The organism is Nonomuraea sp. CA-141351, from assembly GCF_050944675.1.
In the GTDB taxonomy this organism is placed as follows: domain Bacteria; phylum Actinomycetota; class Actinomycetes; order Streptosporangiales; family Streptosporangiaceae; genus Nonomuraea.
Genome location: NZ_CP191982.1, coordinates 7405169 through 7429387, shown reverse-complemented (window position 1 = coordinate 7429387; position 24219 = coordinate 7405169). Strand labels below are relative to the sequence as shown.

General features: G+C 72.4%; 26 protein-coding genes. 15 read left to right on the top strand and 11 right to left on the bottom strand.

Annotated elements, in window-relative coordinates:
• Positions 1–61: 61 nt before the first annotated feature.
• Positions 62–859, bottom strand: coding sequence for a hypothetical protein (locus ACQPWU_RS35100; RefSeq protein ID WP_433429537.1), 798 nt, complete (start codon positions 857–859; stop codon positions 62–64).
• Positions 860–995: 136 nt separating this feature from the next.
• The gene (locus ACQPWU_RS35095; protein ID WP_433429535.1) at positions 996–1943 is read right to left on the bottom strand and encodes an aldo/keto reductase; all 948 of its coding nucleotides are present in this window, start codon (positions 1941–1943) and stop codon (positions 996–998) included.
• A gap of 154 nt (positions 1944–2097) precedes the next feature.
• On the opposite strand from ACQPWU_RS35095, the gene ACQPWU_RS35090 reads away from it, so the two are divergent.
• Genes ACQPWU_RS35090 through mshC form a run of 5 tightly spaced genes read left to right on the top strand, consistent with a single transcriptional unit; the run spans position 2098 to position 6019 of the window.
• Positions 2098–2784, top strand: a complete 687-nt coding sequence (locus ACQPWU_RS35090) for an MSMEG_4193 family putative phosphomutase (RefSeq protein ID WP_433429533.1) — start codon at positions 2098–2100, stop codon at positions 2782–2784.
• Positions 2785–2793: 9 nt separating this feature from the next.
• Positions 2794–3342, top strand: a complete 549-nt coding sequence (locus ACQPWU_RS35085; RefSeq protein ID WP_433429532.1) for a DUF3090 domain-containing protein — start codon at positions 2794–2796, stop codon at positions 3340–3342.
• A complete protein-coding gene (locus ACQPWU_RS35080) occupies positions 3339–4106 on the top strand; it encodes an SCO1664 family protein (RefSeq protein ID WP_433429530.1) in 768 nt (255 codons plus the stop codon). Before ACQPWU_RS35085 ends, ACQPWU_RS35080 begins: the two co-directional genes overlap by 4 nt.
• A 31-nt stretch (positions 4107–4137) precedes the next feature.
• Positions 4138–4785 carry an NRDE family protein gene (locus ACQPWU_RS35075; protein WP_433429528.1) on the top strand — a complete coding sequence of 216 codons (648 nt, stop codon included), beginning with the start codon at positions 4138–4140 and terminating at the stop codon, positions 4783–4785.
• A 10-nt stretch (positions 4786–4795) separates the two neighbouring features.
• Complete coding sequence (mshC, locus tag ACQPWU_RS35070) at positions 4796–6019, top strand: cysteine--1-D-myo-inosityl 2-amino-2-deoxy-alpha-D-glucopyranoside ligase (protein ID WP_433429527.1); 1224 nt, start codon at positions 4796–4798, stop codon at positions 6017–6019.
• A gap of 938 nt (positions 6020–6957) precedes the next feature.
• Here the strand turns inward: mshC and ACQPWU_RS35065 are convergent.
• Both ACQPWU_RS35065 and ACQPWU_RS35060 read right to left on the bottom strand, forming a co-directional pair.
• Positions 6958–7683: a sirohydrochlorin chelatase gene (locus tag ACQPWU_RS35065; RefSeq protein WP_433429526.1), complete on the bottom strand. Its 726-nt coding sequence runs from the start codon at positions 7681–7683 to the stop codon at positions 6958–6960.
• 74 nt (positions 7684–7757) lie between these two features.
• A complete protein-coding gene (locus ACQPWU_RS35060) occupies positions 7758–8924 on the bottom strand; it encodes a uroporphyrinogen-III synthase (protein ID WP_433429525.1) in 1167 nt (388 codons plus the stop codon).
• A 229-nt stretch (positions 8925–9153) separates the two neighbouring features.
• Here ACQPWU_RS35060 and ACQPWU_RS35055 point away from each other — a divergent pair, with 229 nt between their 5' ends.
• Complete coding sequence (locus ACQPWU_RS35055) at positions 9154–9636, top strand: peptide deformylase (RefSeq protein ID WP_433429523.1); 483 nt, start codon at positions 9154–9156, stop codon at positions 9634–9636.
• A gap of 1 nt (position 9637) precedes the next feature.
• On the opposite strand, the gene ACQPWU_RS35050 is transcribed toward ACQPWU_RS35055, so the two are convergent.
• The 3 genes from ACQPWU_RS35050 to ACQPWU_RS35040 are packed head-to-tail and all read right to left on the bottom strand — an operon-like array spanning position 9638 to position 11424.
• Positions 9638–9886, bottom strand: a complete 249-nt coding sequence (locus ACQPWU_RS35050; RefSeq protein ID WP_433429522.1) for a WhiB family transcriptional regulator — start codon at positions 9884–9886, stop codon at positions 9638–9640.
• 30 nt (positions 9887–9916) lie between these two features.
• Positions 9917–10837: a glycosyltransferase gene (locus tag ACQPWU_RS35045; protein ID WP_433429521.1), complete on the bottom strand. Its 921-nt coding sequence runs from the start codon at positions 10835–10837 to the stop codon at positions 9917–9919.
• Positions 10834–11424, bottom strand: a complete 591-nt coding sequence (locus ACQPWU_RS35040; protein WP_433429519.1) for a D-glycero-alpha-D-manno-heptose-1,7-bisphosphate 7-phosphatase — start codon at positions 11422–11424, stop codon at positions 10834–10836. Before ACQPWU_RS35040 ends, ACQPWU_RS35045 begins: the two co-directional genes overlap by 4 nt.
• A gap of 170 nt (positions 11425–11594) precedes the next feature.
• Between ACQPWU_RS35040 and ACQPWU_RS35035 the strand changes: the two genes are divergently transcribed.
• From ACQPWU_RS35035 to ACQPWU_RS34995, 9 genes are read left to right on the top strand one after another with little or no spacing between them, the layout of a single operon-like run.
• Positions 11595–13226, top strand: coding sequence for a carbamoyltransferase family protein (locus ACQPWU_RS35035; RefSeq protein WP_433429518.1), 1632 nt, complete (start codon positions 11595–11597; stop codon positions 13224–13226).
• A complete protein-coding gene (locus ACQPWU_RS35030) occupies positions 13223–14380 on the top strand; it encodes a glycosyltransferase family 2 protein (RefSeq protein ID WP_433429516.1) in 1158 nt (385 codons plus the stop codon). The genes ACQPWU_RS35035 and ACQPWU_RS35030 overlap by 4 nt, the downstream gene beginning before the upstream one ends.
• 8 nt (positions 14381–14388) lie before the next feature.
• Complete coding sequence (locus ACQPWU_RS35025) at positions 14389–15540, top strand: glycosyltransferase family 9 protein (protein ID WP_433429515.1); 1152 nt, start codon at positions 14389–14391, stop codon at positions 15538–15540.
• Positions 15537–16724: a glycosyltransferase gene (locus ACQPWU_RS35020; RefSeq protein WP_433429513.1), complete on the top strand. Its 1188-nt coding sequence runs from the start codon at positions 15537–15539 to the stop codon at positions 16722–16724. The genes ACQPWU_RS35025 and ACQPWU_RS35020 overlap by 4 nt, the downstream gene beginning before the upstream one ends.
• Before the next feature lie 2 nt (positions 16725–16726).
• Positions 16727–17275, top strand: a complete 549-nt coding sequence (locus ACQPWU_RS35015; RefSeq protein ID WP_433429511.1) for a D-sedoheptulose-7-phosphate isomerase — start codon at positions 16727–16729, stop codon at positions 17273–17275.
• Positions 17272–18606 carry a PfkB family carbohydrate kinase gene (locus tag ACQPWU_RS35010; protein ID WP_433429509.1) on the top strand — a complete coding sequence of 445 codons (1335 nt, stop codon included), beginning with the start codon at positions 17272–17274 and terminating at the stop codon, positions 18604–18606. The genes ACQPWU_RS35015 and ACQPWU_RS35010 overlap by 4 nt, the downstream gene beginning before the upstream one ends.
• Positions 18603–19277, top strand: coding sequence for an SDR family oxidoreductase (locus ACQPWU_RS35005; RefSeq protein WP_433429507.1), 675 nt, complete (start codon positions 18603–18605; stop codon positions 19275–19277). Before ACQPWU_RS35010 ends, ACQPWU_RS35005 begins: the two co-directional genes overlap by 4 nt.
• Positions 19268–20140: a glycosyltransferase family 9 protein gene (locus ACQPWU_RS35000; protein ID WP_433429506.1), complete on the top strand. Its 873-nt coding sequence runs from the start codon at positions 19268–19270 to the stop codon at positions 20138–20140. The genes ACQPWU_RS35005 and ACQPWU_RS35000 overlap by 10 nt, the downstream gene beginning before the upstream one ends.
• Positions 20137–21099 (top strand): UDP-glucuronic acid decarboxylase family protein, encoded by a 963-nt coding sequence (locus tag ACQPWU_RS34995; RefSeq protein ID WP_433429505.1) that lies wholly within the window; start codon positions 20137–20139, stop codon positions 21097–21099. Before ACQPWU_RS35000 ends, ACQPWU_RS34995 begins: the two co-directional genes overlap by 4 nt.
• Before the next feature lie 83 nt (positions 21100–21182).
• Here ACQPWU_RS34995 and ACQPWU_RS34990 read toward each other — a convergent pair whose 3' ends face one another.
• From ACQPWU_RS34990 to ACQPWU_RS34975, 4 genes are all read right to left on the bottom strand, one after another.
• Positions 21183–22136 (bottom strand): NAD-dependent epimerase/dehydratase family protein, encoded by a 954-nt coding sequence (locus tag ACQPWU_RS34990; protein ID WP_433429503.1) that lies wholly within the window; start codon positions 22134–22136, stop codon positions 21183–21185.
• A gap of 116 nt (positions 22137–22252) precedes the next feature.
• Positions 22253–22579: a class I SAM-dependent methyltransferase gene (locus ACQPWU_RS34985; protein ID WP_433445363.1), complete on the bottom strand. Its 327-nt coding sequence runs from the start codon at positions 22577–22579 to the stop codon at positions 22253–22255.
• A gap of 277 nt (positions 22580–22856) precedes the next feature.
• Positions 22857–23495: a TetR family transcriptional regulator gene (locus tag ACQPWU_RS34980; protein WP_433429501.1), complete on the bottom strand. Its 639-nt coding sequence runs from the start codon at positions 23493–23495 to the stop codon at positions 22857–22859.
• Between the two features lie 85 nt (positions 23496–23580).
• Positions 23581–24135 (bottom strand): hypothetical protein, encoded by a 555-nt coding sequence (locus ACQPWU_RS34975; RefSeq protein ID WP_433429500.1) that lies wholly within the window; start codon positions 24133–24135, stop codon positions 23581–23583.
• Positions 24136–24219 lie beyond the last annotated feature (84 nt).

Genomic DNA, 24219 nt, shown 5'->3' with positions numbered 1-24219 from the left:
GTCGGCCTGCGCCCCGGGGATCCGGTTCCCCGGGGCTTCCTTGGCGCGCCGCGTCGGCGGGTCAGGCCAGGCGGTGGCGGCCGTTGCCGGCGCGGCCCGGCTCGAAGGGGATCGACTCCGTCGGCTCCGTACGGTGCCGACGTTGCTGGACGATCCGCGTCGCCAGCACGGCCGACCCCAGCAGCGCGATCGTCAGCACCGTTCCCAGCACGTCCGAGGCCGGCGGGCTGGGACGTACCACCCGCTGGTCCTGCATCGGCACCGTCAGCTCATGTGCGAAGGGATTGGGCCACAGCAGATCCACCCGGGGCTCGTCCGTGTCCACCGTCTTCTCCTCGGAGACCGGCCGCCCCGTGTCCATGAGCTGCGGCCGCTGCTCCGGCGGCGTAGGCCTCTTCGTGGGCAGGGACTCCACACCCCACTCCCGGCGCCGTGACGTGCGGTCAGGCGATGGCGAGGGCGTGGGCGACAGCTTCTCCACCGCCTCCTGGTCCTGGCACGCCAGCACCGGCAGGCACACGCCGTCCAGCCCCGTAGGGGAGGGGGAGGGCCTGTTCGTGGAGGATTTGGGGGTCGGTGCCGTCTTGGTGGTCGGTACGGCTTCCCCGACACGGCCCAGGACCTCGCCGGTGGTCTCGTCGACGCCGTCCGTCACCTTCTTGGTCGTCCCGCCCGACAGGTCGTCGACCGTGCTGGTGATCCCGTTCACCACATCGCACAGCGTGTTGGTCACCCCCGAGAGCAGGCCCCCGTCGCGCGTGCAGTCCTGAGAAGCGGCTGAAGCGGCAGGCGCCGCCACTGGGACGGCCGCCAGCGCCACCGCGAGAACTCCAGCCGAGATCGCGGTCCTGCTCCCCATCCGTCCCCTCCTGCGTCGCTTCCAGGGGAAATCCTTATGGACATCGCACATGGGACGCAGGCGTTTGCCAGCTAAAGTTGCGATTCGGTATCGACTAGTGATACGCGAGGGAGTCTCTCGTTTCTGGGTCGAGGGGTCAGTCGAGTGACGACACGTCATCGAGGGCCTCTCGGATCTCTATGGGCAGCTCCACGTCCTCGGCCGGCAGGGCCCCCGTGAGCTGCGCGTGCGTACGGGCTCCGACGATGGCCGAGGCGACCCCAGGCTGGTCGCGGACCCAAGATAGGGCGACCGCCAGCGGCGACACGCCGAGTCCGTCGGCGGCGGTCATGACGGACTCGACGACCCGGCGGCTGCGCTCGTCCAGGTAGGGCCGGACGAAGTCGGTGAAGTGCGGGGTCGCGGCCCGGGAGTCCGCCGGGATGCCGGTGCGGTATTTCCCGGTGAGCACCCCGCGCCCCAGCGGCGACCAGGCCAGCACGCCCACGCCCAGGTGGGCGGCGGCGGGCAGCAGCTCGCGCTCCGGCTCGCGGGCCAGCAGCGAGTATTCGACCTGCGCCGAGGTGATCGGGATCCGGCCGGGGATGGTCGTCTGGGTGACCGCGGCGGCGGCCAGCTGCCAGCCGGTGTAGTCGCACACGCCCGCGTAGACGGCGCGCCCGGAGGAGACGATCGCGTCGAGCGCGGCCAGGGTCTCCTCCAGAGGCACCTCGGCGTCGTACGTGTGCAGCTGCCACAGATCGACGTAGTCGACCCCGAGCCGGTTGAGCGACTCGTCGACCGCGGCGATCAGGTGGCGCCTGGAGGCGTCGCGCGGCCTGCGTCCGGTCGGCGTCACCACGGCCTTGGTGGAGATGACCAGCTCCGAGCGTGGCACGGAGTCGCGCATGATCCGCCCCAGCAGCCGCTCGGAGTCGCCGCCGGTGTAGACGTCGGCCGTGTCGACGAGGTTGCCGCCGGCCTCCAGGAACGTGCGGAGCTGGGCGGACGCCTCGTCCGCGTCGGTGTCACGCCCCCAAGTCATCGTGCCGAGCCCCAGCCGGGACACCGACAGGCCGCTGCGGCCGACATAGCGCTGCTCCATGATCCCGCCAGGGTACCAACAAGAAACCTGCTCATCAGGCTGCCGCTCCACTGTTGTTCGTGGTCAGCGCGGGGGCGGCAGCCCGGCTCGCAGGTTTCTCATTTGCCGTCCAGGCGGATGAAACGTTGTGATCGACGCCTGCGACACTTGCCGGGTGACCACGCTGCTTTTGGCCCGACACGGGCTCACGGACCTCACCGGCCCGGTGCTGGCCGGACGAACGCCGGGAGTGCATCTGAGCGAGGCCGGCCGGGCGCAGGCCGCGGCGCTGGCCGCCCGCGTCGCGGGCGTCAGGCTCGACGCCATCGTCTCCAGCCCCCTCGAACGCTGCCAGGAGACGGCCCAGGCCGTCGCCCAGGGGCGCGAGACTGACGTGCAGGCCGACGAACGCTTCATCGAGTGCGGCTACGGCGGCTGGACCGGGCGGCCGCTGAAGGAGCTCGCCAAGGAGCCGTTGTGGCAGGTGGTGCAGGCGCACCCCAGCGCGGCGACATTCCCGGAAGGGGAGTCGCTGTCCGAGATGCAACACCGGGCCGTCTCGGCGGTCAGGGAGTGGAATCAACGCCTGGGGGAGAAGGCTGTCTACCTGGTTTGCAGCCACGGCGACGTGATCAAGTCGATCGTCGCGGACGCTCTGGGGCTCCATCTCGATCATTTTCAGCGGATAACAGCTGATCCGGCGGCCCTCACCATCATTCGCTATGCCACCTTGCGCCCCTTTGTTCTCAGGCTTAACGATATGGGGGAATTGAGGCTTCCCGAGGATTCGGAGGAGAAAGACGGGGGAGAAAACATCACCGGGAGCGATGCCGCCGTCGGCGGTGGACCCGGAACCACGTAAGGTCAGCGTATGCCGGTCTTCGACTACGACCCACCAGAGAGGTTCGTCGCCGGTGCCTTGGGGCAGCCGGGCGCGCGGGCCTTTTTTCTGCAGGCCAGGGCCGAGGGCAGACTGACGACGGTGGCGCTGGAGAAACTGCAGGTCGCGGCGCTCGCGGGCAGGCTGGATGAGCTGCTCGACGAGGTGTTGCGGCTCAGCGGGGGCGCCGCGCACGTTCCCGCGCTCGCTCCCGCCGACCTGACCGACGACGCGCCCCTCGACACCCCGGTCGCGGAGGACTTCCGCGTGGGCACGATGGCGCTGGCGTGGGACGCGGAGAAATCGCAGGTGGTGATAGAGGCGCAGGAGGTCGTCGACGAGGACGACGCCGACATCCCCGACCCGGCGGTGCTGCGCGTTCGCATCAGCGCGGGAGCCGCTCGCGCCTTCACCCAGCGAGCCCTCCAGATCGTCGCGGCGGGCCGACCGCCGTGCCCTCTGTGCGGACAGCCACTCGACGCCACCGGGCACGTCTGTGTGCGTCTCAACGGATACCGCGGGGGTGAGGCGGCTTCATGACCGCTCCTGAGAGCGAACCGGCCATCAAGCCGTCCCAACAACAGCCGTCCGTACAAGACGATGAGGTTCTCGCGTTGCTGCGCGACGGCCGCCTGGAAGTGGCCGGCCGGCTCGTCGAGGCCACCAACATGACGCTCTACTGCTCGGTCAAGCTGGGCTCCCGCTCGGCCGCCTGCGTCTACAAGCCGGTACGCGGTGAGCGCCCGCTGTGGGACTTCCCCGACGGCACCCTCGCCGCGCGTGAGGTGGCCGCGTTCGAGGTGTCGCAGGCCACCGGCTGGAACATCGTGCCGCCCACCGTCTACCGCGAGGGTCCCTTCGGGCCGGGCATGGTCCAGCTGTGGATCGACACCGAGCGGGAGATCGACCTCACGCGGCTGGTCAAGAGCCGTAATCCGCTGGTGCGCCGGATGGCGGTGTTCGACGCGGTGGTCAACAACGCCGACCGCAAGGGCGGACATCTGCTGCCGCTGCCCACGGGGCACGTCTTCGGGGTCGACCACGGGGTCTGCTTCTCCGTCGAGGACAAACTGCGCACCGTGCTCTGGCAGTGGCGGGGCAAGCCCCTCGCCCGCGAGGCGGTGGCCGTCCTGGCCAAGCTCGAGCGCGACATCGAGTCGGGCTCGCTCGGGCGCAGGCTGCGCGAACTGCTGACGCTGGAGGAGGTGGAGGCCACCTGGCAGCGGGTCAGGCGGCTGCTCGACACGGGCGTCCACCCGTACCCGTCGGAAGGATGGCCCGCCATCCCCTGGCCCCCGATCTAACCGATCATTTCCTGTTTATTACCCTTTGCCCATGTGCACGCTGATCGTGAGAACCGGGCGGCCACTGACCCTCATGGGCGTGAGGGACGAGAGCGCCGATCGCCCATGGGAGGGGCCGGGGGAGCACTGGCCGGAATACCCGGGCGTGATCGGTGGGCGTGACCTCAAGGGTGGCGGCACCTGGCTGGCCGTCAACCCTCCGGCCCGCCGCGCCGCCGCACTGCTCAACGGGCGCGGCAAGGAGGCCGAGGAGACGACCAGGATCTCCCGGGGAGACCTGGCGCTGCGGGCCGCGTACACGGGCGAGACGCCGGGCGGAGACCTCACCCGCTACGACCCCTTCCACCTGGTGCTCGCCGAGCCGGCGCGCATCCGCCTGTTCAGCTGGGACGGCGAGCGGCTGAGCGCCTCCGATCTGCCTGAGGGCACCAGCATGATCGTGAACACCGGGCTCGACCCGGAGAGCGAGCGGGTCGCCGCGTACCTGCCCAGGTTCGAGACCGAGCCCTGGGGCGAGCTGATCAAGGCCGAGCCGTCCGCCGACCCGGCCGCGCTCATCGTCCGGCACGAGCTGCCCGACGGCCGGATCTTCGCCTCCCTGTCGGTGATGGAGGTCACACTCGCGCCGGACGGCGTGACGTACGACTTCGCCGACCTGACCGCTGATCGGGACGGATAGGCTCAAACACATGAGATCGTGGGCTGCCCAGAACGTTCCAAAGCTCCCAGGTGAGAGCATTCCGCTGAGTCTCTATGACACGTCGGCCAAGCAGGTGAGGCAGACCGATCCGGGGCCCACCGCCAGGATCTACGTCTGCGGCATCACCCCCTACGACGCCACCCACCTCGGCCACGCCAACACCTACCACGCCTTCGATCTCGTCGGCCGGATGTGGCGCGACGCGGGCCACGAGGTCCACTACACGCAGAACGCCACAGACGTGGACGATCCGCTGCTGGAGCGGGCAGGGCAGACCGGCGTCGACTGGCGCGACCTGGCCGAGCGGGAGATCGAGCTGTTCCGCGGCGACATGGAGGCGCTGCGGATCCTGCCGCCCCGCGAGTACGTCGGCGTCACCGAGGTCGTCGGCCGGGTCGCCGAGTTGATCTCCAAGCTGTCCGCCAAAGGCGTCACGTACGTCCTCGACGGTGACGTCTACTTCAGCGTGGCCGACGCGCCCAAATACGGCCAGGTATCCGGCTACGACGAGGGCGAGATGACGGCCCTGTTCGCCGAGCGCGGGGGCGACCCCGACAGGGCGGGCAAGCGACACCCGCTCGACTGGCTGCTGTGGCGGGCCGAGCGGCCCGGCGAGCCCGCCTGGGAGTCCCGCCTGGGCAGGGGCCGTCCCGGCTGGCACATCGAGTGCACCGCCATCGCCCTCGACAGCCTGGGCCCAGGCTTCGACGTGGCGGGCGGCGGCTCCGACCTGATCTTCCCGCACCACGAGTGCGGCGCCTCCGAGGGCCACGCGCTCACGGGCGAGTGGCCGTTCGCCAAGTTCTACACGCACGCGGGCATGGTGGCGCTCGACGGCGAGAAGATGTCCAAGTCCAAGGGCAACCTGGTGTTCGTGTCCAAGCTGCGGCTGGCGCACGACCCGATGGCGGTACGGCTCGTCCTGCTGGCCCACCACTACCGCGCCGACTGGGAGTACGTCCCGTCGCTGATGGCCGACGCCGAGCGCCGGCTGGCGACGTGGCGCTCGGCGGTCGCGCTGTCCTCTGGGCCGCGCGCCGACGATCTGCTGGCCACGGTGCGTGCCCGGCTGGCCGGCGACCTCGACTCACCGGGCGCCCTGGCTGCCGTCGACGCCTGGGCCGCCGAAGCCCTCACCGCCGGCGGCCCCGACCCCACCGCCCCCAGCCTGGTCCGCGACCTCACGGACGCTCTGCTGGGCATCGCACTCTGACGGCCGTCCTTTCCCGCCGTCGCACTCTGACAGCCGCCCTTCTCGGCGTCGAGCTCTCACGGGTGCTTTGCGGGGTTACGGGCTCTGAGGGTCGTTTCGGGAAGTGGCGCGCTATGAGGGCCCCTCGAGGGGCGGCGCGCTTTGACGGTGCTCTGCGGGGCGGCGCGTACGAAGGCGCGGGCCGCATGCCCGGACGGTGCTTCGCAGCGGCGCACTGACGGCGCACCGCCTGTCGTCGGCCCGCACGTGCCGGCGCCGGGTCATCGGCCCGCACGGTGCCTGCGCGGCGTCGTCGGCCCGCACGTGCCGGCGCCGAGCTGTCGGCCCGCACAGGCCGGGCATGGGTTCGTTGGTCTGCATGGTGCCCGCGTGGTTCGTCGGTCGGCACGTGCCGGGCACGGGTTCGTTGGCCGGCACATGCCGGCGACGAGTCGTCGGCCCGCACGTGCCGGCGTCGGGCCGGTGAGATGGTGTGCGGCGGAGTCCGGCGCAACGCGCACGGCGGGATGGCGGCTCCGGCGACTCGGCCGGTGGCGCACCACCCAGCGCCCCACGCCGCCGCCCCACGCCAGGCGGAGCGCCGTCACGAGGCCAGGCGCCGTACGCGTTGCGCCGGGCCCCGTCCCACGGCGTCTCGCCGACGCGGCGCGCCAAAGTGTCCTGGCGCGTAGTGCGAGCGGCGTGGCGCTCGGCTGTGGCCGGGACGCACGGCGGGCGGCGCAACGCCGGACGGAAGGGGCCGTCGGGCGCGGCGCGGCACGGCGGGGAGGGGCCGTCGGGCGCGGCGCGGCACGGCGGGGAGGGGCCGTCGGGCGCGGCGCGGCACGGCGGGGAGGGGCCGTCGGGTGCGACGCGGCACGGCGGGGAGGGGCCGTCGGGTGCGACGCGGCACGACGGGGAGGGCCGTCAGGCGCGACGCCGCTCGACGGGAGGGGCCGTCAGAGGGACGCTTGGTGCAGGCCGGGGGCGTCCGGGAGGGTGGCGGGCCGGTTGGTGAGGGCCGCGTCGTACCGGTGCCAGATCAGCGCCGCCACGTCCGGGTCCGCGCCCAGCGGGTCGCTCACCAGCCCAGCCCCCGCAGCCCTCAACCGGTCGTGGAAGAAGCCTGGCGCGAGGACGTACGAGGCGATGGCCACGCGGTCGGCCGGGGTCGAGCAGAGCCGTTCCATGGCCTCCTCGAGCGACGGCGACCCGGCCGAGGCGAAGGCCGCCGTGACCGGGCGCGCGAGGCGTACGGCGAGCTGGTGGGCGGCGGCGCGGACGTCGGCCAGGGCGGACGGGTCGGAGGAGCCGGCGGCCCCCAGGATGACCGCGTCCGTGGAGCGCAGGCCGGCCCGGGCCAGCTTGCGGGCCAGCGCCGACGTCAGCAGCCGGTGCGGCCCCAGCCAGCCGGCCACCACGGCGTCGGGGCGGCACTCGGTGATGACGTTGGGCAGGTCGATGTGGGCGTGGTAGCCGCCAGCCAGCAGCAGCGGCACCACGACCACCGGGCCGGGGATCGCCGGCAGCACGTCGGACAGCAGGGGCGAGCTGATCTCTAGGTAGCTCAGCTCGACGCGCTGCCCGGGACGGGCCCTTCTGACCGTCTCCGCCAGAGCCGACAGGGTCTGCTCTCCGGCGGCGCTGCGAGTGCCGTGCGCGGCCAGGACGAGCGCGGGGCTCACAAGCCCTCCTGATGAGTTCCGTCGCGCGACCGAAGTGTTTCCGGTCAAAGGCCTTCCTGCCGTGACCCAGCCCGTCACAGGCCCGCCTCGTACAGGCAGGCGAGGCGGTAGCCGCGCTTGACCACCGTCTCCACGATCCCGCTCGGCCCGAGCGCCCGCCGCAGCCGCGTGATGGCCATCTCCACCGCGTGCTCGGCGGACTCGCGCGCGATGCTGCCCGGCAGCACCGTACGCAGGTCGGCGCGGGACACCACGTGACCGGGCTTGTCCGCCAGGCGCTTGAGCACCGCCATCGGGGCCGGGGGCAGCGGGCGCAACTCGCCGTCCACCACCACGGCGTGACCGCGGATCTCCAGCCGGTGGTCGCCGGCCACGAGCCGGGTGACGCCGTGCTCCGGCAGGTGCCGGGCCAGCGCGCGGGCCAGCGCGCCGAGGCGCGAGCGCTCCGGCTGCAGGGTCGGCACGCCGCGCGAGGTCAGGGGCTCCGCCGTCACGTGTCCCACGCAGGCGGCCACGACCGTGCCGCTGAAGGACGCCAGCAGCGCCTCCTCCAGCCCGTCGGAGCGGGCCGCCTGCAGCATGGCGTGGACGGCGGGCGCGCTGGTGAAGGCCACCGCGTCCACCGAGCCGGAGATGGTCTGGCTGATCAGGCGGCGCAGCGGCGAGATGTCGCGGTACGGCAGCCACCGGTAGACCGGGATCTCGATCACCTCGGCCCCCGCCCGCCGCAGGTCCGCCACGAAGTCGCTGAGCGGCTCGCCGTGCTGCTGTACCGCGATGCGCCGCCCGCGCAGATCCTGGGAGAGCAGGTACTGCTTGACCTCCTCGCACGACTCCGTGGGAGGCGTCCAGTGGTCGTTCAGCCCGGCGGCGCGCACCGCCCCCCTGGCCTTGGGGCCGCGGGTCAGCAGGCGCGACCGGGACAGGTGCTCGCCCAGGTCGGCCGAGAGGCCCCAGCCCTCGGCGGCGGCCATCCAGCCGCGGAACCCGACGCCGGTGGTGACCACCACGTCGTCGAGCGGCCCTGCCAGGCTCTCGCGGGTCGCGGCGAGCAGGTCGGCGTCCTCGGCCAGGGGGACCAGCCGGATCGCGGGGGCGCTGACCACGCGGGCGCCGCGCCGCTCCAGCAGCGCGCCGAACTCCTCACGGCGCCTCGTCGCGGTCACCCCGATCGTGAAGCCCGACAGGGCGTCGGGCGCTGTCTCCGGAGAAGACCCGCCCTCAAGGGCAAGCACGCTCATGCCGGCACCTCCAGGTAGTGGGGGATGCCTGGCCGGGCCCCGAGCACCCGGCCAGGCATCACAGGCACGTGTGACGCAAGTGAGATCACCCTCCGATACTGCTTTCGGGTGGTTTCGCCCACGGGTCTCTTCTGTTACCGCTGTGCTACAAGGCAGAGGCTTGGGGATTGGCGAGGCGCGGTCGCGGGAAACGTTCATCGTGACGACGCGGCCTATCGGGGAGTTGCGTGTGACGGTCCGGCCTATTCGCGTGTTCGACGATCCGGTGCTCCGCTCGGTGGCGGCGCCGGTGCTGGACTTCGATCGTGAGCTGCGGCGGCTGGTGAAGTCGCTGACCGCCACCATGCGCGCGGGCGCCGGCCGGGCGGGCCTGGCGGCGCCGCAGATCGGGGAGCCGGTACGGGTGGTGGTCTACTCCTACGACGGCAAGTCCGGCCACCTCGTCAATCCGCGTCTGGAGCTGTCGGAGCAGCGGGTCACCGCCGACGAGGCGTGCCTGTCGGCCCCGGGAGTGTGGTGGCCACTGGAACGTTCCTACATGGTCACGGCGCGTGGCCGCGACATGTTCGGCAAGCCCGCGACGGTTCGTGCGCTCGGGGTGCTGGCCCGGGTGCTGCAGCACGAGGTCGACCATCTCGACGGCGTGCTGTTCAGCGACCACCTCGAGGCGGCCGAGCGCGAACGCTTTCTCGCGGAGGCCCTGCCGGGCTGAGTTATCTCCGGTGTGCCCCCGCCAGGCTCAGCTCCCTGCGCTGGGCGGCGTCGGTGCCGCCCCACACTCCGTACGCCTGCCTGGTGGCCAGCGCGTACTCCAGGCACGGTTCGCGGACGGGGCAGCCGGTGCACACATGTTTGGCCTGCTCGACCTGGGACTGGCTCGGCCCTTCCACCGATATCGGGAAGAACAACTCCGGGTCCAAGTCGAGGCAGGCGGCCCTGCGGGTCCAGTCGAGCATCATCATGACCTTGGCGCCTACCCACTCGACCAGCTCTCATACCTCGGCGAGCAGCCGATCCCAGTCCGACAGGAACCTGCCGAGCCCGTAGCGGGCCAGGGCCGCCGCTCGCGCGGCCTTGCCCGCCTGCGCGGCGTGCTCCGGATCCGCCGCGAACGCGTGCAGCGCGTCGGCGAGCACGTTCACCTTCGTGGACAGCACACCGGCCTCCTGTGGCACGGCCTCGATCGCCTCGGTGGCGGCCAGCGCGACGACCGGCAGGCCCAGGGTCATGGCCTCGATGAGCGCGAGCCCGAGCGACGTCCACCGGTAGGGGTGCAGGTAGACCCGGCGCCGGGCCAGCTCGGCGTGCATGACGTGCTGCGGCAGGTCCTCATAGGTGCCGTACGGCAGCCCCTCCACCTTCATCCCGAACACGTCCAGCGGCACCCGCTCGGCGAAGCGCGGCAGCAGGTCGGTCCCGGCGACCCTGGTGCGGCGTACCGGCTCGTTGACCACCACGCCCGCCCGGGGCAGCTCGCCAGTGTACAGGTGGCCGGGGTCGGGGACTCCGTGCTCGACGACGCGGGTGCGGGCCCGGCCGTTGTCCCAGTACAGCTCGTTGAAGTGGGTGACGTGCACCAGCGTGATGTCGCTCTGATCGGCCAGCGGGTGCCGGGCGCGCGGCACGTCGCCCGCCGGGGTGTTGTGCTCCACGTACACGCCGGGCACGTCGCGGCCGAGCCACTCGCGGGCCAGCTCGGGCTCGTGCGGGCGCTGGTAGACGGCCACGTCTATGGGCTCGTGGCGGAGCCGGTCGAAAGGCACCTCGCGGGCGGTCCCGGGCCAGTCGAACGTCTGGGCGCGTCCCCGGCCGTCGGGACCACGGCCGGGGACGAGCGGAAGCACGTACTCGTGCCCGCCCCTGATGAAGGCGCTGGTCCACGAGCCGTGTACGTGCCAGATGAGGACCCTCACCAGCGGCTCCAGCCCATAGCCCGCGCCCACGGCGCCGAGACGGCCAGCCCGGGGCCGTCCATGTCGCTCAGCACCCGTTCCACGACGTCGGTCAGGTCGTCCGCGACCTCGGCGGCCTGCTCGATCTCCTCCCGCCGCGTCTGCTTGGTCGGCACCAGGATGCCCCTGGCTCCGGCGGCCCTGGCCGCGTCCATGTCCCTGCCGATGTCGCCCACGACCACGCAGTCACGGGGGCTGACGTCCAGGATGGCGGCGGCTCTGATCACGAGCCCGGGCGCGGGTTTGCGACAGGTGCAGCCGTCGGCGTCGTCGTGCACGCAGATCGCCCACGCGTCGAACGGGCCGAGCAGCTCCTCCACCCTGGCGTTCACCTGGTCCATGTCGTCCGCGGACAGCAGGCCCTTGGCCACGCCCGACTGATTGGTGACCACGGCCACCGGCACCTCGGCCCGTCTGAGCCTGGCCACCGCCTCCACCGCGCCCGGCATGGGCTCGACGAGGCCCGGGTCGCCGTTGTACGGCACGTCCCTGATCAAGGTTCCGTCCCGGTCGAAGAGTACGGCGCCGGGACGTCGCTTTTCGAACACTTTCACCTCCGTCGCGTGCCCGCCAGCTACCCGGGGCCCGACCCTGCAAACAACTACTCAGAGTGATGAATCCCAGGCGGTTACGCCTGTTCGCGCACCTCGGCGGCCTGGGCAATGTTTGGGAGTCGCTCCTCTCGGTAGCGGTTCTCGACAACTCCGGGGGAGGAAAGATGAGGTTTCTCGGCATCAACGCGATCTTCCACGACCCGGCCGCCGCCCTGGTGGCCGACGGGAAGATCGTGGCCGCGGCGGAGGAGGAACGCTTCAGCCGCCGCAAACACGGCAAGCGGCCCCTGGCGTTCTCCGCGTGGGAGCTGCCCGAGCAGGCCGCCGCCTGGTGCCTGCGCGAGGCGGGACTCTCCCCCGAGGACATCGACGCCGTCGCCTACTCCTACGACCCGTCGCTGGTCGTGCAGCGGCCGGAGGGCGACTGGGAGGACCTGCGCACGAAGTACGCGGTGCGCGCCCCGGCGTTCCTGGCCACGGCGCTGCCCGGGCTGGATCCCGGCCAGGTCACCTACGTCCCGCACCACGTGGCGCACGCCGCGTCGGCGGGGCTGGCCTCGCCCTGGCGCGACTGCGCGGTGCTGGTGTGCGACGGGCGCGGCGAGAACGTCTCACATCTGGCGGGCCGCTACCGGGACGGCGAGCTGGAGGTGCTGGCCGCGCAGGAGCTGCCGCACTCGCTCGGCCTGATGTACGAGGACGTCACCGAGCACCTGGGCTTCCTGCGCTCCAGCGACGAGTACAAGGTCATGGCGCTGGCCTCGTACGGCCGCCCGCGGCACCTGGAGGCGCTGCGCGAAGTGATCTACACGACCGCGGACGGCGGGTTCCGCGTCGAGCCGGTCGACTGGAACGGCTACGCCAAGGCGCTGCGCAAGGGCGCCGCCTGGACTTCCGACCACGCCGATCTGGCCGCCAGCGTGCAGGCCCGGCTGGAGGAGGTGCTGCTGGAGCTGGTGCGCTGGCTGCACGATCGCACCGGCGAACGGCGGCTCGCGCTCGCCGGCGGCGTGGCGCTGAACTGCGTGGCCAACACGCGGCTGCTGGACGAGGGGCCGTTCGACGAGGTGTGGGTGCAACCGGCGGCGGGCGACTCGGGCACCGCGCTGGGTGGAGCGCTCCACCTCGCGCAGGTCTACGGCGAGCCGGCCGGGCCCATGCCGGGCGCGGCGCTCGGGCGCGGCTTCACCGACGAGGAGCTGGGCGCCTGGCTGGACGTGGCCCGCGTGCCGCACACCCGCCCCGCCGACCTGGGCGCCGCGGTGGCCGCCGAGCTGGCCGCCGACAAGATCGTGGCCTGGTTCCAGGGACGGTCGGAGTACGGGCCGCGGGCGCTCGGGCACCGGTCGCTGCTGGCCCATCCCGGGCACGCGCGCAACACCGAGCGGCTGAACGACGTCAAAGGGCGCGAGCAGTTCAGGCCCATCGCACCGATGGTGCTGGAGTCGCGGGCCGCGGAGATCTTCGGGCGCGGGCCGGTGCCCTCGCCGTACATGCTGTTCGTCCACGACGTGCATCCCGACTGGGCGCCGCGCATCCCCGCGGTGGTGCACGTGGACGGGACCGCGCGCATCCAGACCGTCTCGCCCGGCACGCAGCCGCTGATGGCGCGGGTGCTGAGCGAGTTCGAGGCGCGTACGGGGCTGCCCGTGGTGGTCAACACGAGCCTCAACACCGCCGGGCGGCCCATGGTCGACGATCCCCGTGACGCGCTGGAGTGCTTCGGGTCCTCGCCGGTGGACGTGCTCGCCCTGGGGCCGTACCTGGTGCGGCGCGGGGAGGTGTTCGGCTCGTGATCACCGTGGTGATCCCCACAGTCGGACGGCCCACGCTGCGTGACACGCTGGCGGGTGTCGGCTCCGGCGTCCCGGTGATCGTGGTGGACGACACGCGCGCGTCCGGCCTCTCCGTGCCCGATCACGTAGGACCTGATCAGGTACGGGTCGTACGGTCCGGCGGCCGCGGGCCCGCGGCGGCGCGCAACGCCGGGTGGCGGGCCGCGGAGACGCCGTGGGTGGTGTTCCTGGACGACGACGTGGTCCCGTCGCCCGGGTGGGCCGAGGCGGTCTGGAAGGACCTGGTCGACCTGCCCGAGGACGTGGCGGGCAGCCAGGGGCGCATCGAGGTGCCGCTGCCGGCCGACCGGCGGCCCACCGACGCGGAGCGGAACACCGCCGGGCTCGCCGACGCGCTGTGGGTGACCGCCGACATGGCCTACCGGCGGTCGGTGCTGGAGTCGGTAGGGGGTTTCGACGAGCGTTTCCCCCGGGCGTACCGGGAGGACGCCGACCTGGCGCTGAGGGTGTCGCGGGCGGGGCACCGGCTCGTCAAGGGCGCTCGGGTGACGGCGCATCCGGTGCGTGAGGACGGGTTCTGGGCGAGCGTGCGCTTCCAGCGCGGCAACGCGGACGACGCGCTCATGCGCCGCCTGCACGGGCCCGGCTGGCGCACGGCCATCGGCGGCGGGCGTGGCCGCCTGCGCCTGCACGCGGCCACCACGGCGGCCGCGCTCGCGGCTCTGACCCTGGCCGCCGCCACACTCCGCACCCGCGGGCACTTCGGCGGTCCTTTGGGCCGGCGCTTGGCTGGGCGCACCGGTGCGCGGCTCTCCGGCCGGCCCGGCGGACGGGCCCTCGGGCGGCTCCGCGCGTGGCCCGGGGGAGGGCTGCTCACGCGGCCGAGCCGCCACGGTGGCATGCCACCGCTCGGGCCCGGTCGCCGGCGAGCCGGTGCGCACCTCATGGAGCGGGCCCCGGAGGCGGGGGTGCGGGTGCTGGCCGGGCTGGCGGGTGCCGCGTGGGCCGCGATGACCGCCGAGTTCGCGTGGCGGCGCATCGCGCCGGGCCCGCGTACCCCCCGGGAAATGTGGCGGATGGTCGTCACCAGCGTCGTGATCCCGCCGGTCGCCTGCGTGCACCGGCTGCGGGGGGAATGGAGGGCGCGGCGATGAGCGGTCGCATGTCTGCAACGCTGTGCGGTCCGAGGCGGTGCACGACGGTGGACGCCGCCGAAGCCGCGCGCGAGACCGCCACGTCGGCGATCGCCCAGCCGGAGCGGCGCCGGGACGGAGAGGACCGGGGCCGGGTGCTGGTGGCGCGGCTGGACGACGCGGGCGACGTGCTGCTGGCCGGACCGGCCGTCAGGGCCGTGCGCACGCTGGCCCGCGAGATCGTCTTCCTGGCAGGCCCGAACGGCAGGCAGGCCGCCGAGCTGCTGCCCGGCGTGGACCAGGTCATCGAGTGGCGGGCCCCGTGGATCGACCACACCCCGCCGCCCGTCAGCAAAGGCCAGGTCGCCGACCTGGTGGCCAAGATCACAGACGTGGACGAGGCGTTGCTCCTCACCTCGTTCCATCAGTCGGCGCTCCCGCTGGCGCTCCTGCTCAGGATGGCGGGCGTCCGCAGGATCACCGCCATCAGCAACGACTACCCCGGCTCGCTCCTGGACGTCCGGCACGTCGTGGACGAGAACATCGACGTGCCGGAGGCCGAGCGGATGCTGGGGGTCGCCAGGGCGGCGGGGTTCGAACTGCCGAAGGGCGATGACGGCAAACTCGCTGTTCAGCGGCCATTGCCGGATATAGGCAAAGAAATAGGGCACCTGCTAGGCGTCGGCGCCGATGCCGGCAAAGGAAAAGGCACGTATGTCGTGGTGCACCCGGGGACATCGGCCCCCGCACGGACCTGGCCGGCCGACCGGCATCGGCAGACCGTGAGGGAGCTGGTCGAGGACGGACACCGGGTCTTCGTGACCGGCACAGAACGTGACCTCACAGCCTACGTGGCCGGCGATCTCGCGGCCGACCTCGGAGGCGTGACCACTTTTGCCCAACTGGCCGCCGTGATCGAGCGTGCCGGCGTCCTCGTGGCGGGCAACACCGGCCCAGCGCACTTGGCCGCGGCGGTCGGGACGCCGGTCGTGAGCCTGTTCGCCCCCGTCGTTCCGGCGGCGCGGTGGGCCCCGTACGGGGTGCCCACGGTGCTGCTCGGCGACCAAGACGCGCCCTGCCGCGGAAGCAGAGCGCGTACCTGCCCGGTACCCGGACACCCGTGCCTGTCCCATGTGACCAGTGAGCAGGTGGTCAAGGCAGTGAGGGAGCTGACTCAGTGAAGGTCGATCTCATCTCCGAGCACGCGGATCCGCTGGCGGCGATCGGCGGCGTCGACGCCGGCGGCCAGAACGTGCACGTCGCCGCGCTGGCGCTCGCGCTGGCCGAACGCGGGCACACGATCGTCGTCCACACCCGGCGCTCATCCGAGCGGCAACCCGAGTCGGTGACCATGGCGCCGGGCGTCACGGTCGAGTACGTCAAGGCCGGCCCCCCCGCCCCCGTCCCCAAAGACGAGCTGCCCCCGTACATGGCGGAGTTCACCGAGCGCCTGGCCGACCGCTGGGCCGTGAGCCCGCCGGACGTCGCGCACGCGCACTTCTGGATGAGCGGGCAGGCCGCGCTGCAGGCGGCCGAAGGGGTGCCGGTGGTGCAGACGTTCCACGCGCTCGGCACGGTCAAGCGGCGCTGGCAGGGCGACGCCGACACCAGCCCCCAGCACCGGATCGCCACCGAGCGCGAGATCGGCAAGCGCGCCGACGCCGTGCTGGCCACCTGCGGTGACGAGGTGAACGAGCTGCGCGCGATGGGCATCCCCGAGCAGCACATCACGGTCGTGCCCTGCGGGGTGGACCTGCGGACGTTCTGCCCCGAGGGGCCGGTGGCGCCGCGCACCGCGGGCAAGCTGATCCTCTGCATCGGCAGGATGGTGCCGCGCAAGGGCGTGGACACCGTGATCAGGACGCTGCGCCAGCTCCCGGACGCCGAGCTGGTGATCGCGGGCGGCAGCCAGGAGGACGACGAGGCGGTCAGGCTGCGGGGGCTGGCGCGGGCGTACGGGATCGAACGGCGGGTGCACGTGATAGGCAGCGTGCCACGCGAGCGCGTGCCTGCGCTGATGCGCTCGGCCGACGTCGTGGTGACGGTGCCGTGGTACGAGCCGTTCGGCATGGTGCCGGTCGAGGCGATGGCGTGCGGCGTGCCGGTCGTGGCCTCGGCGGTCGGCGGGCACCTGGACACGGTCGCCGGCTGCGGCGTGCTGGTGCCGCCGCGCCGCCCGCGCGCCCTGGGCAGGGCGCTGCGCGACCTGCTCGAAGACCCGGACAAGCGGGCGGCCCTCGGCGCGGCGGGGGCGCGCAGGGCCCGCGAGAGGTACGGCTGGCCGCGCGTGGCCGAGCTGACCGAGGCCGTGTACACGCAGGTCATCGACGGCAAGGTATGCCGCCTGGCCGCTCTGGGGGGTTGATCGTGGACGCACATCTGGAAAAGCTCTGGACGACCCTGGAGAAGGTCGATGACCAGGCGGTCACCGTCCGTGCCTGGGGTGGGAAGCTGGCCGGCGTGCTGTCGGCCGGGGGCAGGCTGCTGGCCTGCGGCAACGGCGGCTCGGCCGCTGAGGCGCAGCACCTGACGGCCGAGCTGGTCGGCAGGTTCAGGGACGACAGGCAGCCGTACGCGGCGATCCCGTTGCACGCCGACGGCTCGTCGCTGACGGCGATCGCCAACGACTTCGGCGCCGAGCAGATCTACGCCCGGCAGGTACGCGCCCACGGCAGGCCAGGCGACGTGCTGCTGTGCCTGTCCACCAGCGGCACCAGCTCGAACGTGCTGGCCGCGGCGAGGGCGGCGCAGGAGGGCGGCATCCTCGCCTGGGCCATGACCGGCCCCGCGCCGAACCCGCTGGCCGAGTTGTGCGACGAGACCGTCGCCGTGCCGGGGGAGGAGACGGCGACCGTGCAGGAGGTGCACCTCGCCCTGATACACCTGCTGTGCGACGCGGTCGAGGAGGCACTGTGACGGGATCGCTCGTCGTCATCGGGGACACACTGCTGGACGTGGACGTCGAGGGCGACGCCGAGCGGCTCTGCCCGGAGGCCCCCGTCCCGGTGGTGGACGTCTCCGCCGAGCAGGCCCGTCCCGGCGGGGCGGGCCTGGCGGCGCTGCTGGCCGCCCGCGACGGCGCGGACGTCGTGCTGGTCACGGCGATCGGCGACGATCCCGACGGCCGCCGCCTGTGCGGCCTGCTGTCGGAGGAGGTCGACCTGGTACGCCTGCCGCTGCGCGGCGGCACCGTGCGCAAGACCAGGGTCAGGGCGCGCGGCCAGACCCTCATCCGGCTGGACTCCGGCGACGGCACGGCCAGGTACGCCCCCACGGCGGAGGCCGCGCGGGCCGTCGAACAGGCCGGCGCCGTGCTGGTCTCCGACTACGGCAGAGGCGTGGCCAGGATGGCCCGCGAACTGCTGCACGACGCCGGTGTTCCGGTGGTGTGGGACCCGCACCCCAAAGGCGTGCAGCCGATGCCCGGCTGCACGCTGCTGACGCCGAGCGAGGCGGAGGCGAAGGTGCTGTGCCGCTCCGGCTACCACGGCCCCGACCAGGCGGCCCGCCGCCTGGTGCGGGAGCTGCAGGCCAGGGCGGTGGCCGTCACGACCGGCGAGCGCGGGGCCGCGCTCGCCGTCCAGGGCGGCCCGCTCACCCAGGTTCCGCCGCCGGTGCTGGCAGGCAACCGGGACGCGTGCGGAGCGGGCGACCGGCTCGCCTCCGCCGCCGCGCTCGCGCTGCGTGACGGCACCGGCCTCCAGGAGGCGGTCATCATCGGCGTCGGCGAGGCCTCGCGCTTCGTGGAGCGCGGCGGGTCCGCCGGCGTGAAGGTCCAGGAGCAGCAGCTCGGCGACCGGCCGCGCACGGCTGTCGAGGTGGCCAGGCTCACCCGCGCGTACGGCGGCCGCCTGATCGCCACCGGCGGCTGCTTCGACCTGCTGCACGCCGGGCACGTGAGCCTGCTGCGGCGGGCCAGGGCGCTGGGCGACGCGCTCGTCGTCTGCGTCAACTCCGACGCGTCGGTGCGCAGGCTGAAGGGATCGTCCAGGCCGGTCGTGGACGTGCGCGACCGGGTCGAGGTGCTCAGAGCGCTGGGCTGCGTGGACGCGGTGCTCGTGTTCGACGAGGACACCCCGGCGCGCGCCATCGAGCTGCTGCGCCCCGACGTGTGGGTGAAGGGCGGCGACTACGAGGGGGAGAAGCTGCCCGAATCCAAGGTCCTGGCCGCGCTCGGCGCGGAGACCGTCGTGCTGAGCACGCTGCCGGGACGTTCGACAACGAATCTGATCAGGGAGATCCAGTGAACATTTTGATCACCGGGGGAGCCTCCGGGCTCGGACTGGCCACCGCCGAAGCCGTGGAGAAGGAGGGCTGGCGAGCGCTGGTCGTCGACAAGCGCCCGCCGGACCAGCGCTTCGAGCACGTCACGGCCGACCTCGCCGACCGGGGGGAGGCCGAGCGGGCGGTACGCGAGCTGGCCGAGCGGGCCGGCGGGCTGGACGGCGTGGTGACGGCCGCGGGGATCGACGCCTGCGGGCGGCTGGAGGACGTCCCGGCCGACGACTGGGAGCGGGTGATCCGGGTGAACCTGCTCGGCACGGCCTCGGTCGTGCGGGCGGCGCTGCCGTACCTGAAGCACACCCGCGGCAAGATCGTCACCTGCGCGTCCACGCTCGGGCTGAGGCCGCTCAGCGACGCCTCGGCGTACTCGGCGTCGAAGTTCGGCGTCGTCGGCCTCACCAGGGCCCTGGCCGTCGAGCTGCGCGGCGAGGTCGGAGTGACGCTGCTCGTCCCGGGCGGCATGCGCACGGCCTTCTTCGACGGCCGGCCGGAACAGTACAAACCCGGACCGGAGGCCGGGCTGAACGACCCGGCCGACGTCGCCCAGAGCGTGGTCTTCGCGCTGCGGCAGCCCGCCGGATGCGAGGTGAGAGAGCTCGTCGTCTGCCCGTCCACGGAGACGTCATGGCCCTAGAACTCCTCGTGCTGCGCGGGCTCGGCCTGGGCGACCTGCTCACGGCCGTGCCCGCCCTGCGGGCGCTGCGCCAGGCCTTTCCCCGCCACCGGATCACGCTCGCCGCGCCGCGGGCGCTGGAGGCACTGCTGCCGCTGACCGCCGCGGTGGACGACCAGGTCGACGTGTCGGGCCCGGGACCCGTGCCGTTCGAGCGGCCCGACATCGCGGTCAACCTGCACGGCAAGGGGCCGCAGAGCATCGATGCGCTGCGCCGCACGGAGCCGGGCCGCTTGATCAGCTTCGGCACGGGTCCGCTGTATCCGGAGGGCGTCCACGAGGTGCGGCGCTGGTGCGGACTGCTGGAATGGCACGGCATCCCCGCCGACCCCGCGGACCTGACGCTCGGCATCTCCGACCGTATGGGGCCCACGATCGTGCATCCGGGCGCCGCCTATCCAGCGCGGCGCTGGCCGCCCGAGCGGTTCGCCGAGGTGGCGGCGGCGCTCGACGACGTGGTCGTCACGGGGAACTCCGAAGAGGTGCCGCTGGCAAGGAGGGTCGCCGAGCTGGCGGGGCTTCCTCCGGAGCGGATGCTGGCCGGGCGTACCGAGCTGGCGGACCTGATCGACCTGGTGAGCAGGGCGCGGCTGGTGGTCTGCGGGGACACCGGCGTCGCGCACCTGGCGACGGCGTTCTGCGTGCCGTCGGTGGTGCTGTTCGGGCCGGTGTCTCCCGCTCTGTGGGGGCCGCCGCCCGGCTGGCGCCACGTGGCGCTGTGGGCGGGCAGGAACGGGGATCCGCACGGGCAGCGACCCGACCCCGGACTGCTGAAGATCGAGGTTTCCGAAGTAGTCGACGCTGTCTTGGAGGTCACGTCATGAGGGCTCTGGTCACCGGGGGCGCCGGGTTCCTTGGTTCCTACCTGTGCGAGCGGCTGCTGGAGGAGGGTGCGGAGGTCGTCTGCATGGACAGCTTCCTCACCGGCGGCCCGCGCAACGTCGAGCACCTGATCGACCGGCCCGAGTTCCGGATCATCGAGTGCGACCTGACCGGGTACGTGCACGTGCCGGACCGGCTGGATCTCGTGCTGCACTTCGCCTCGGCCGCCTCGCCGGCCGACTACCTGCGCTACCCGATCGAGACCCTCCGGGTCGGCAGCGTCGGCACGCTGCACGCGCTGGGCCTGGCCAGGGAGAAGGGCGCCAGGTTCATCCTGGCCTCGACCAGCGAGGTGTACGGCGACCCGCTCGAGCATCCGCAGCGCGAGACGTACTGGGGCAACGTCAACCCGGTCGGCCCGCGCAGCGTCTACGACGAGGCCAAGCGCTTCGCCGAGTCCCTGACCACCGCCTACCGGCACTCGCGCGGCACCGACACCGGGATCGTGCGCATCTTCAACACCTACGGGCCGCGCATGCGCCCGTTCGACGGCCGGGCGATCCCGACCTTCATCAGGCAGGCGCTGACCGGCGAGCCCATCACGATCACCGGCGACGGCTCGCAGACGCGCTCCATCTGCTACGTGGACGACACCGTGTCCGGGATCCTGGCCATGGCCCGCAGCGACTTCACCGGGCCCGTCAACATCGGCAACCCGGCCGAGCTCACCATGCTGGAACTGGCCACGACGATCCGGGACCTGGCCGGGTCGTCGTCGGAGATCGAGTTCATCGACCGCCCCGCCGACGATCCCCGGGTCCGCCGCCCCGACACGACGCTGGCGGCCGAGCGGCTCGGCTGGCAGGCGCAGGTGACGGCGGCCGAAGGGCTGTGCCGCACCATCGAGTGGTTCTCGGCCGAGCTGGCCGCCGTCGAGCGGCTCGAGCAGCTCCAGGTCTGAGCATGCCGCGGACGCGTCCTGCCCACGGTGCGCCACAGCGTTCTACGGGACGTCGCGATCGTCCCGGCGCGCGACTGCCTCGCTCAGCGCTCGTTTCCGGCGCGCAGCCAGGCGAGGTAGTCGGCGACCGCCCGCTCGGTGTCGTACGCGGGCTCGTACCCGGTGTCCTCGCGCAGCCGGGTGGTGTCGAGCCAGACGCCGGGCGTCGCGGGGTCGCGGCCCTCGGGGAGGCCGGCGCGGGCATCGGGGACCAGCTTCCTGATCGCCGCGACGACCTCGCCGTTGGTCGTCAACCTCCCTGAGGCCACGTTGTACGTGCGATGCGCCAGCCGGTCCGCGAGCTGGAGCAGCGCGATCGCGCGCCCGCAGTCCTTCACGTAACACAGGTCGATGCCGTCGCCCAGGTGTGTGCCGGTGTGCAACGTGGACAGGTCGGGGTCGGTGCCGCGGGCGGCGGCGTGCACGAGCTGAGGCGCGGCGAAGAACGGCGACCGCTGGTGGCCGAGCGGGCCCCAGATGGCGGCGATGCGGTAGCCGACCACGTCGATGCCCATGGTTCCCGCGAGGTAGTCGGTGAGCAGCTCGCCGATCTTCTTGAACGCCGGGATCGGGTGGCCGGCCGTCATCGGCAGCGGCACGTCCTCTTTGAGCGCGCCCTCGCCGGGCACGCCGCCGTACACGCCGATCGTGCTGGCCACGCCGACCCTGGTCACCTGCCACTCGCTCGCGGCGCGGAACACGTTCAGGAGGCTGCGCACGGCCTTCTCCGCGCCCTCGATCGGCTCGTACGCGCCGGGCGGCCACGGGACGGAGCCGGCGAGGTGCACGATGCCGGTGATCTCGTGGCGCTTGCCGATCTCCAGGAGAGAGGACTCGTCGGTGAGGTCGGCCTGCTCGACGATGACAGGCTCGTCGGCGAACATCTCGGGCACCACGGCGGGCCTGCGCTGGACGAGCACGCAGGGCTCGCCCAGGTCGAGCAGGGCCCGGGTGGTGTGCGTGCCGATGAAGCCCAGCCCGCCGGTGATCAGAATCATGGTCAGCTCCACAGATCATCAGTTCTACTGATAATCAGTGTATCTCTAGAAGCGGTAATGGAGAACCACGTTGCCCTTCCGCGACCAGGACGCGATGGGCGCGGACAGGCGGTTCATCAGGCGCAGGCCCAGCGGGAACTCGCGAACGTGCTGTAGCCGTTGAAGGCGATCTCGCCGCTGGGGAAGTGGTCGATCAGGCGGTTGACCAGGGAGATCATCTCCTCCATGGACAGGAACGCGATCAACCCGTCGGCGACGATCACCGCGGGCCGGTCGGTGGGCAGGGCCTCCAGCCATGCGGGGCCGAGGACGTCGGCGGCGATGTCGTGGGGCCTGGCGCGCTCCGGCAGCAGGCGCTGCCGGGCGGTGACGACCTCGGCGAAGTCGACGTCGTGCCAGCCGGCGGTGGGTGGCGGGGCGATGCGGAGCGCCCGGCTGTCCAGGCCGGCCCCGAGGTCGAGGCCGATCGCGTCGGGGTGGCGGGCGATGAACCGCCGCGCGATCTCGTCCAGCTTCTTGGCCCCGGTGCGCGATGTAGACGGCGCTGCTGGAGGGGATGTGGAGCTTCGCGTAGTCGTAGCCGGCCTCCCGCACGATCTCGTCGGCCATCTCGTCGCCCAGGATGGGATGGGGGAGGCGGTTGTCCAGGGCCCTGCCGCACAGCGTCAGCCACAGGGTCTCCTGCAGCGGCGTGAAGGCGGGAAGCGCGATTGCCATCGGTCACTCATCCCTTTTCTCTTGTGAGGCCTCCCAGGCGGCCCGTGCCGCCTTCAGCGGAGCGTCGTCCGCGTACAGGCCGTGGGTGTAGAGCTCGAGCGTGGGCAGCGCCATCCGCCGCAGGACCTCGGGGCCGAAGCGGTCGTACCCGAGCGCGCGGGCCATCGGCGGCGGCATGGTCAGCATGGCCAGGCTGCTCAGCACGGTGAGCACGGCCAGCGCCCGCACGTCCGAGGACGGCCGCATCGAGCCCTCCGCCATCCCGGCGTGAAGGATCGCCTCCGACTCGGCCACCATCGTGTCGACGAACCTGCCGGCGGCCGGCGTGTCCTCCTCGATCGCGCGCACCATGTACCGCACCTGAAGGTGGTACTGCTCCGGATTGGACATGAACTCGCGCAGCAGGCCGGGCGTCCCGGCCTCCTGCGCCCTCTGGACCAGCACGCCCAGCACGTGGTCGTCGCAGACGCTCCGGAGCTTGTCCTTGCTGCCGAAGTGATGGATCACCAGGCCGGCGCTCACCCCCGCCGTGGCGGCGATCGCCCGCAGGTTCGTCTTCTGGAAGCCGTCGCGGGCGAAGTGGGCGATGGCAGCGTCGCGGATCTTGGCCTGCGCGGTCAGGTCCGAAGGGGCTGAACACATGTTTAGGATGCTAAACGTGTGTTCAATCCTTTGGCAAGCCGGAACCCGCCCCGGTCGGATGCCTTGGCGGCGGCCAGGGCGGGGCTCAGGCGGGGACGGGCTCCAGGCGCAACTCGCGGACGATCTCCTCGGCGCTGGCGTCGAGGGACGGGCCCGCGTCGCCGCCGATGAACATCTCGATGTAGGCCCGGTGGAAGCAGCCCGCGATCAGCAGCCGCGCGCTCGCCTCCGGGTCCACGTCAGGGCCCACCCGGCCCAGCTCCTGCTCGGCCGCCAGGTACGCGGCCAGCGGCGCCGTTTCGGTGTGCGGCCCCAGGCCCGTGTCCCGGACGGCCTCGCGGAAGCGGACCGTCACGGTGGGTGAGGTGAAAGCGGGCAGCGCCGCGCTCTGTACGTCGATGTAGTACTCGATACCTGCTCGGGCAACGGGGAGGAGATTGTCCGCCACGCACCCTTTCCCGATGCGATGAGAAAGATCGTGGAGAATGCTCAGCCAGAGCGGGAGCCGGTCCTGCAGCAGCGCGAGGAAGTAGTCCACGGAGCCGCCGGTACGGTCCTCCCGCAGGGAGACGGCCATCTCGAGGACGCGGCGCCTGGTGTCCTGACTTCTTTGGTACGGGTCGACGTGGGAAGTCGCCATGGCGTGCCTAACGTGCGCGGTGAGTTGGATAGGCATCACGGCGCGAAGCCGAGGTTTTCAGGACTTGTCAGTCGTGAATCTGGG

Excerpts from the sequence above, each read along its gene's own strand:
- ACQPWU_RS35100 (WP_433429537.1), bottom strand. The coding sequence starts at position 859 with ATGGGGAGCAGGACCGCGATCTCGGCTGGAGTTCTCGCGGTGGCGCTG.
- ACQPWU_RS35095 (WP_433429535.1), bottom strand. The coding sequence starts at position 1,943 with ATGGAGCAGCGCTATGTCGGCCGCAGCGGCCTGTCGGTGTCCCGGCTG.
- ACQPWU_RS35085 (WP_433429532.1), top strand. The coding sequence starts at position 2,794 with ATGCCGGTCTTCGACTACGACCCACCAGAGAGGTTCGTCGCCGGTGCC.
- ACQPWU_RS35080 (WP_433429530.1), top strand. The coding sequence starts at position 3,339 with ATGACCGCTCCTGAGAGCGAACCGGCCATCAAGCCGTCCCAACAACAG.
- ACQPWU_RS35075 (WP_433429528.1), top strand. The coding sequence starts at position 4,138 with ATGTGCACGCTGATCGTGAGAACCGGGCGGCCACTGACCCTCATGGGC.
- mshC (WP_433429527.1), top strand. The coding sequence starts at position 4,796 with ATGAGATCGTGGGCTGCCCAGAACGTTCCAAAGCTCCCAGGTGAGAGC.
- ACQPWU_RS35060 (WP_433429525.1), bottom strand. The coding sequence starts at position 8,924 with ATGAGCGTGCTTGCCCTTGAGGGCGGGTCTTCTCCGGAGACAGCGCCC.
- ACQPWU_RS35050 (WP_433429522.1), bottom strand. The coding sequence starts at position 9,886 with ATGATGATGCTCGACTGGACCCGCAGGGCCGCCTGCCTCGACTTGGAC.
- ACQPWU_RS35035 (WP_433429518.1), top strand. The coding sequence starts at position 11,595 with ATGAGGTTTCTCGGCATCAACGCGATCTTCCACGACCCGGCCGCCGCC.
- ACQPWU_RS35025 (WP_433429515.1), top strand. The coding sequence starts at position 14,389 with ATGTCTGCAACGCTGTGCGGTCCGAGGCGGTGCACGACGGTGGACGCC.
- ACQPWU_RS35000 (WP_433429506.1), top strand. The coding sequence starts at position 19,268 with ATGGCCCTAGAACTCCTCGTGCTGCGCGGGCTCGGCCTGGGCGACCTG.
- ACQPWU_RS34995 (WP_433429505.1), top strand. The coding sequence starts at position 20,137 with ATGAGGGCTCTGGTCACCGGGGGCGCCGGGTTCCTTGGTTCCTACCTG.
- ACQPWU_RS34990 (WP_433429503.1), bottom strand. The coding sequence starts at position 22,136 with ATGATTCTGATCACCGGCGGGCTGGGCTTCATCGGCACGCACACCACC.
- ACQPWU_RS34980 (WP_433429501.1), bottom strand. The coding sequence starts at position 23,495 with ATGTGTTCAGCCCCTTCGGACCTGACCGCGCAGGCCAAGATCCGCGAC.
- ACQPWU_RS34975 (WP_433429500.1), bottom strand. The coding sequence starts at position 24,135 with ATGGCGACTTCCCACGTCGACCCGTACCAAAGAAGTCAGGACACCAGG.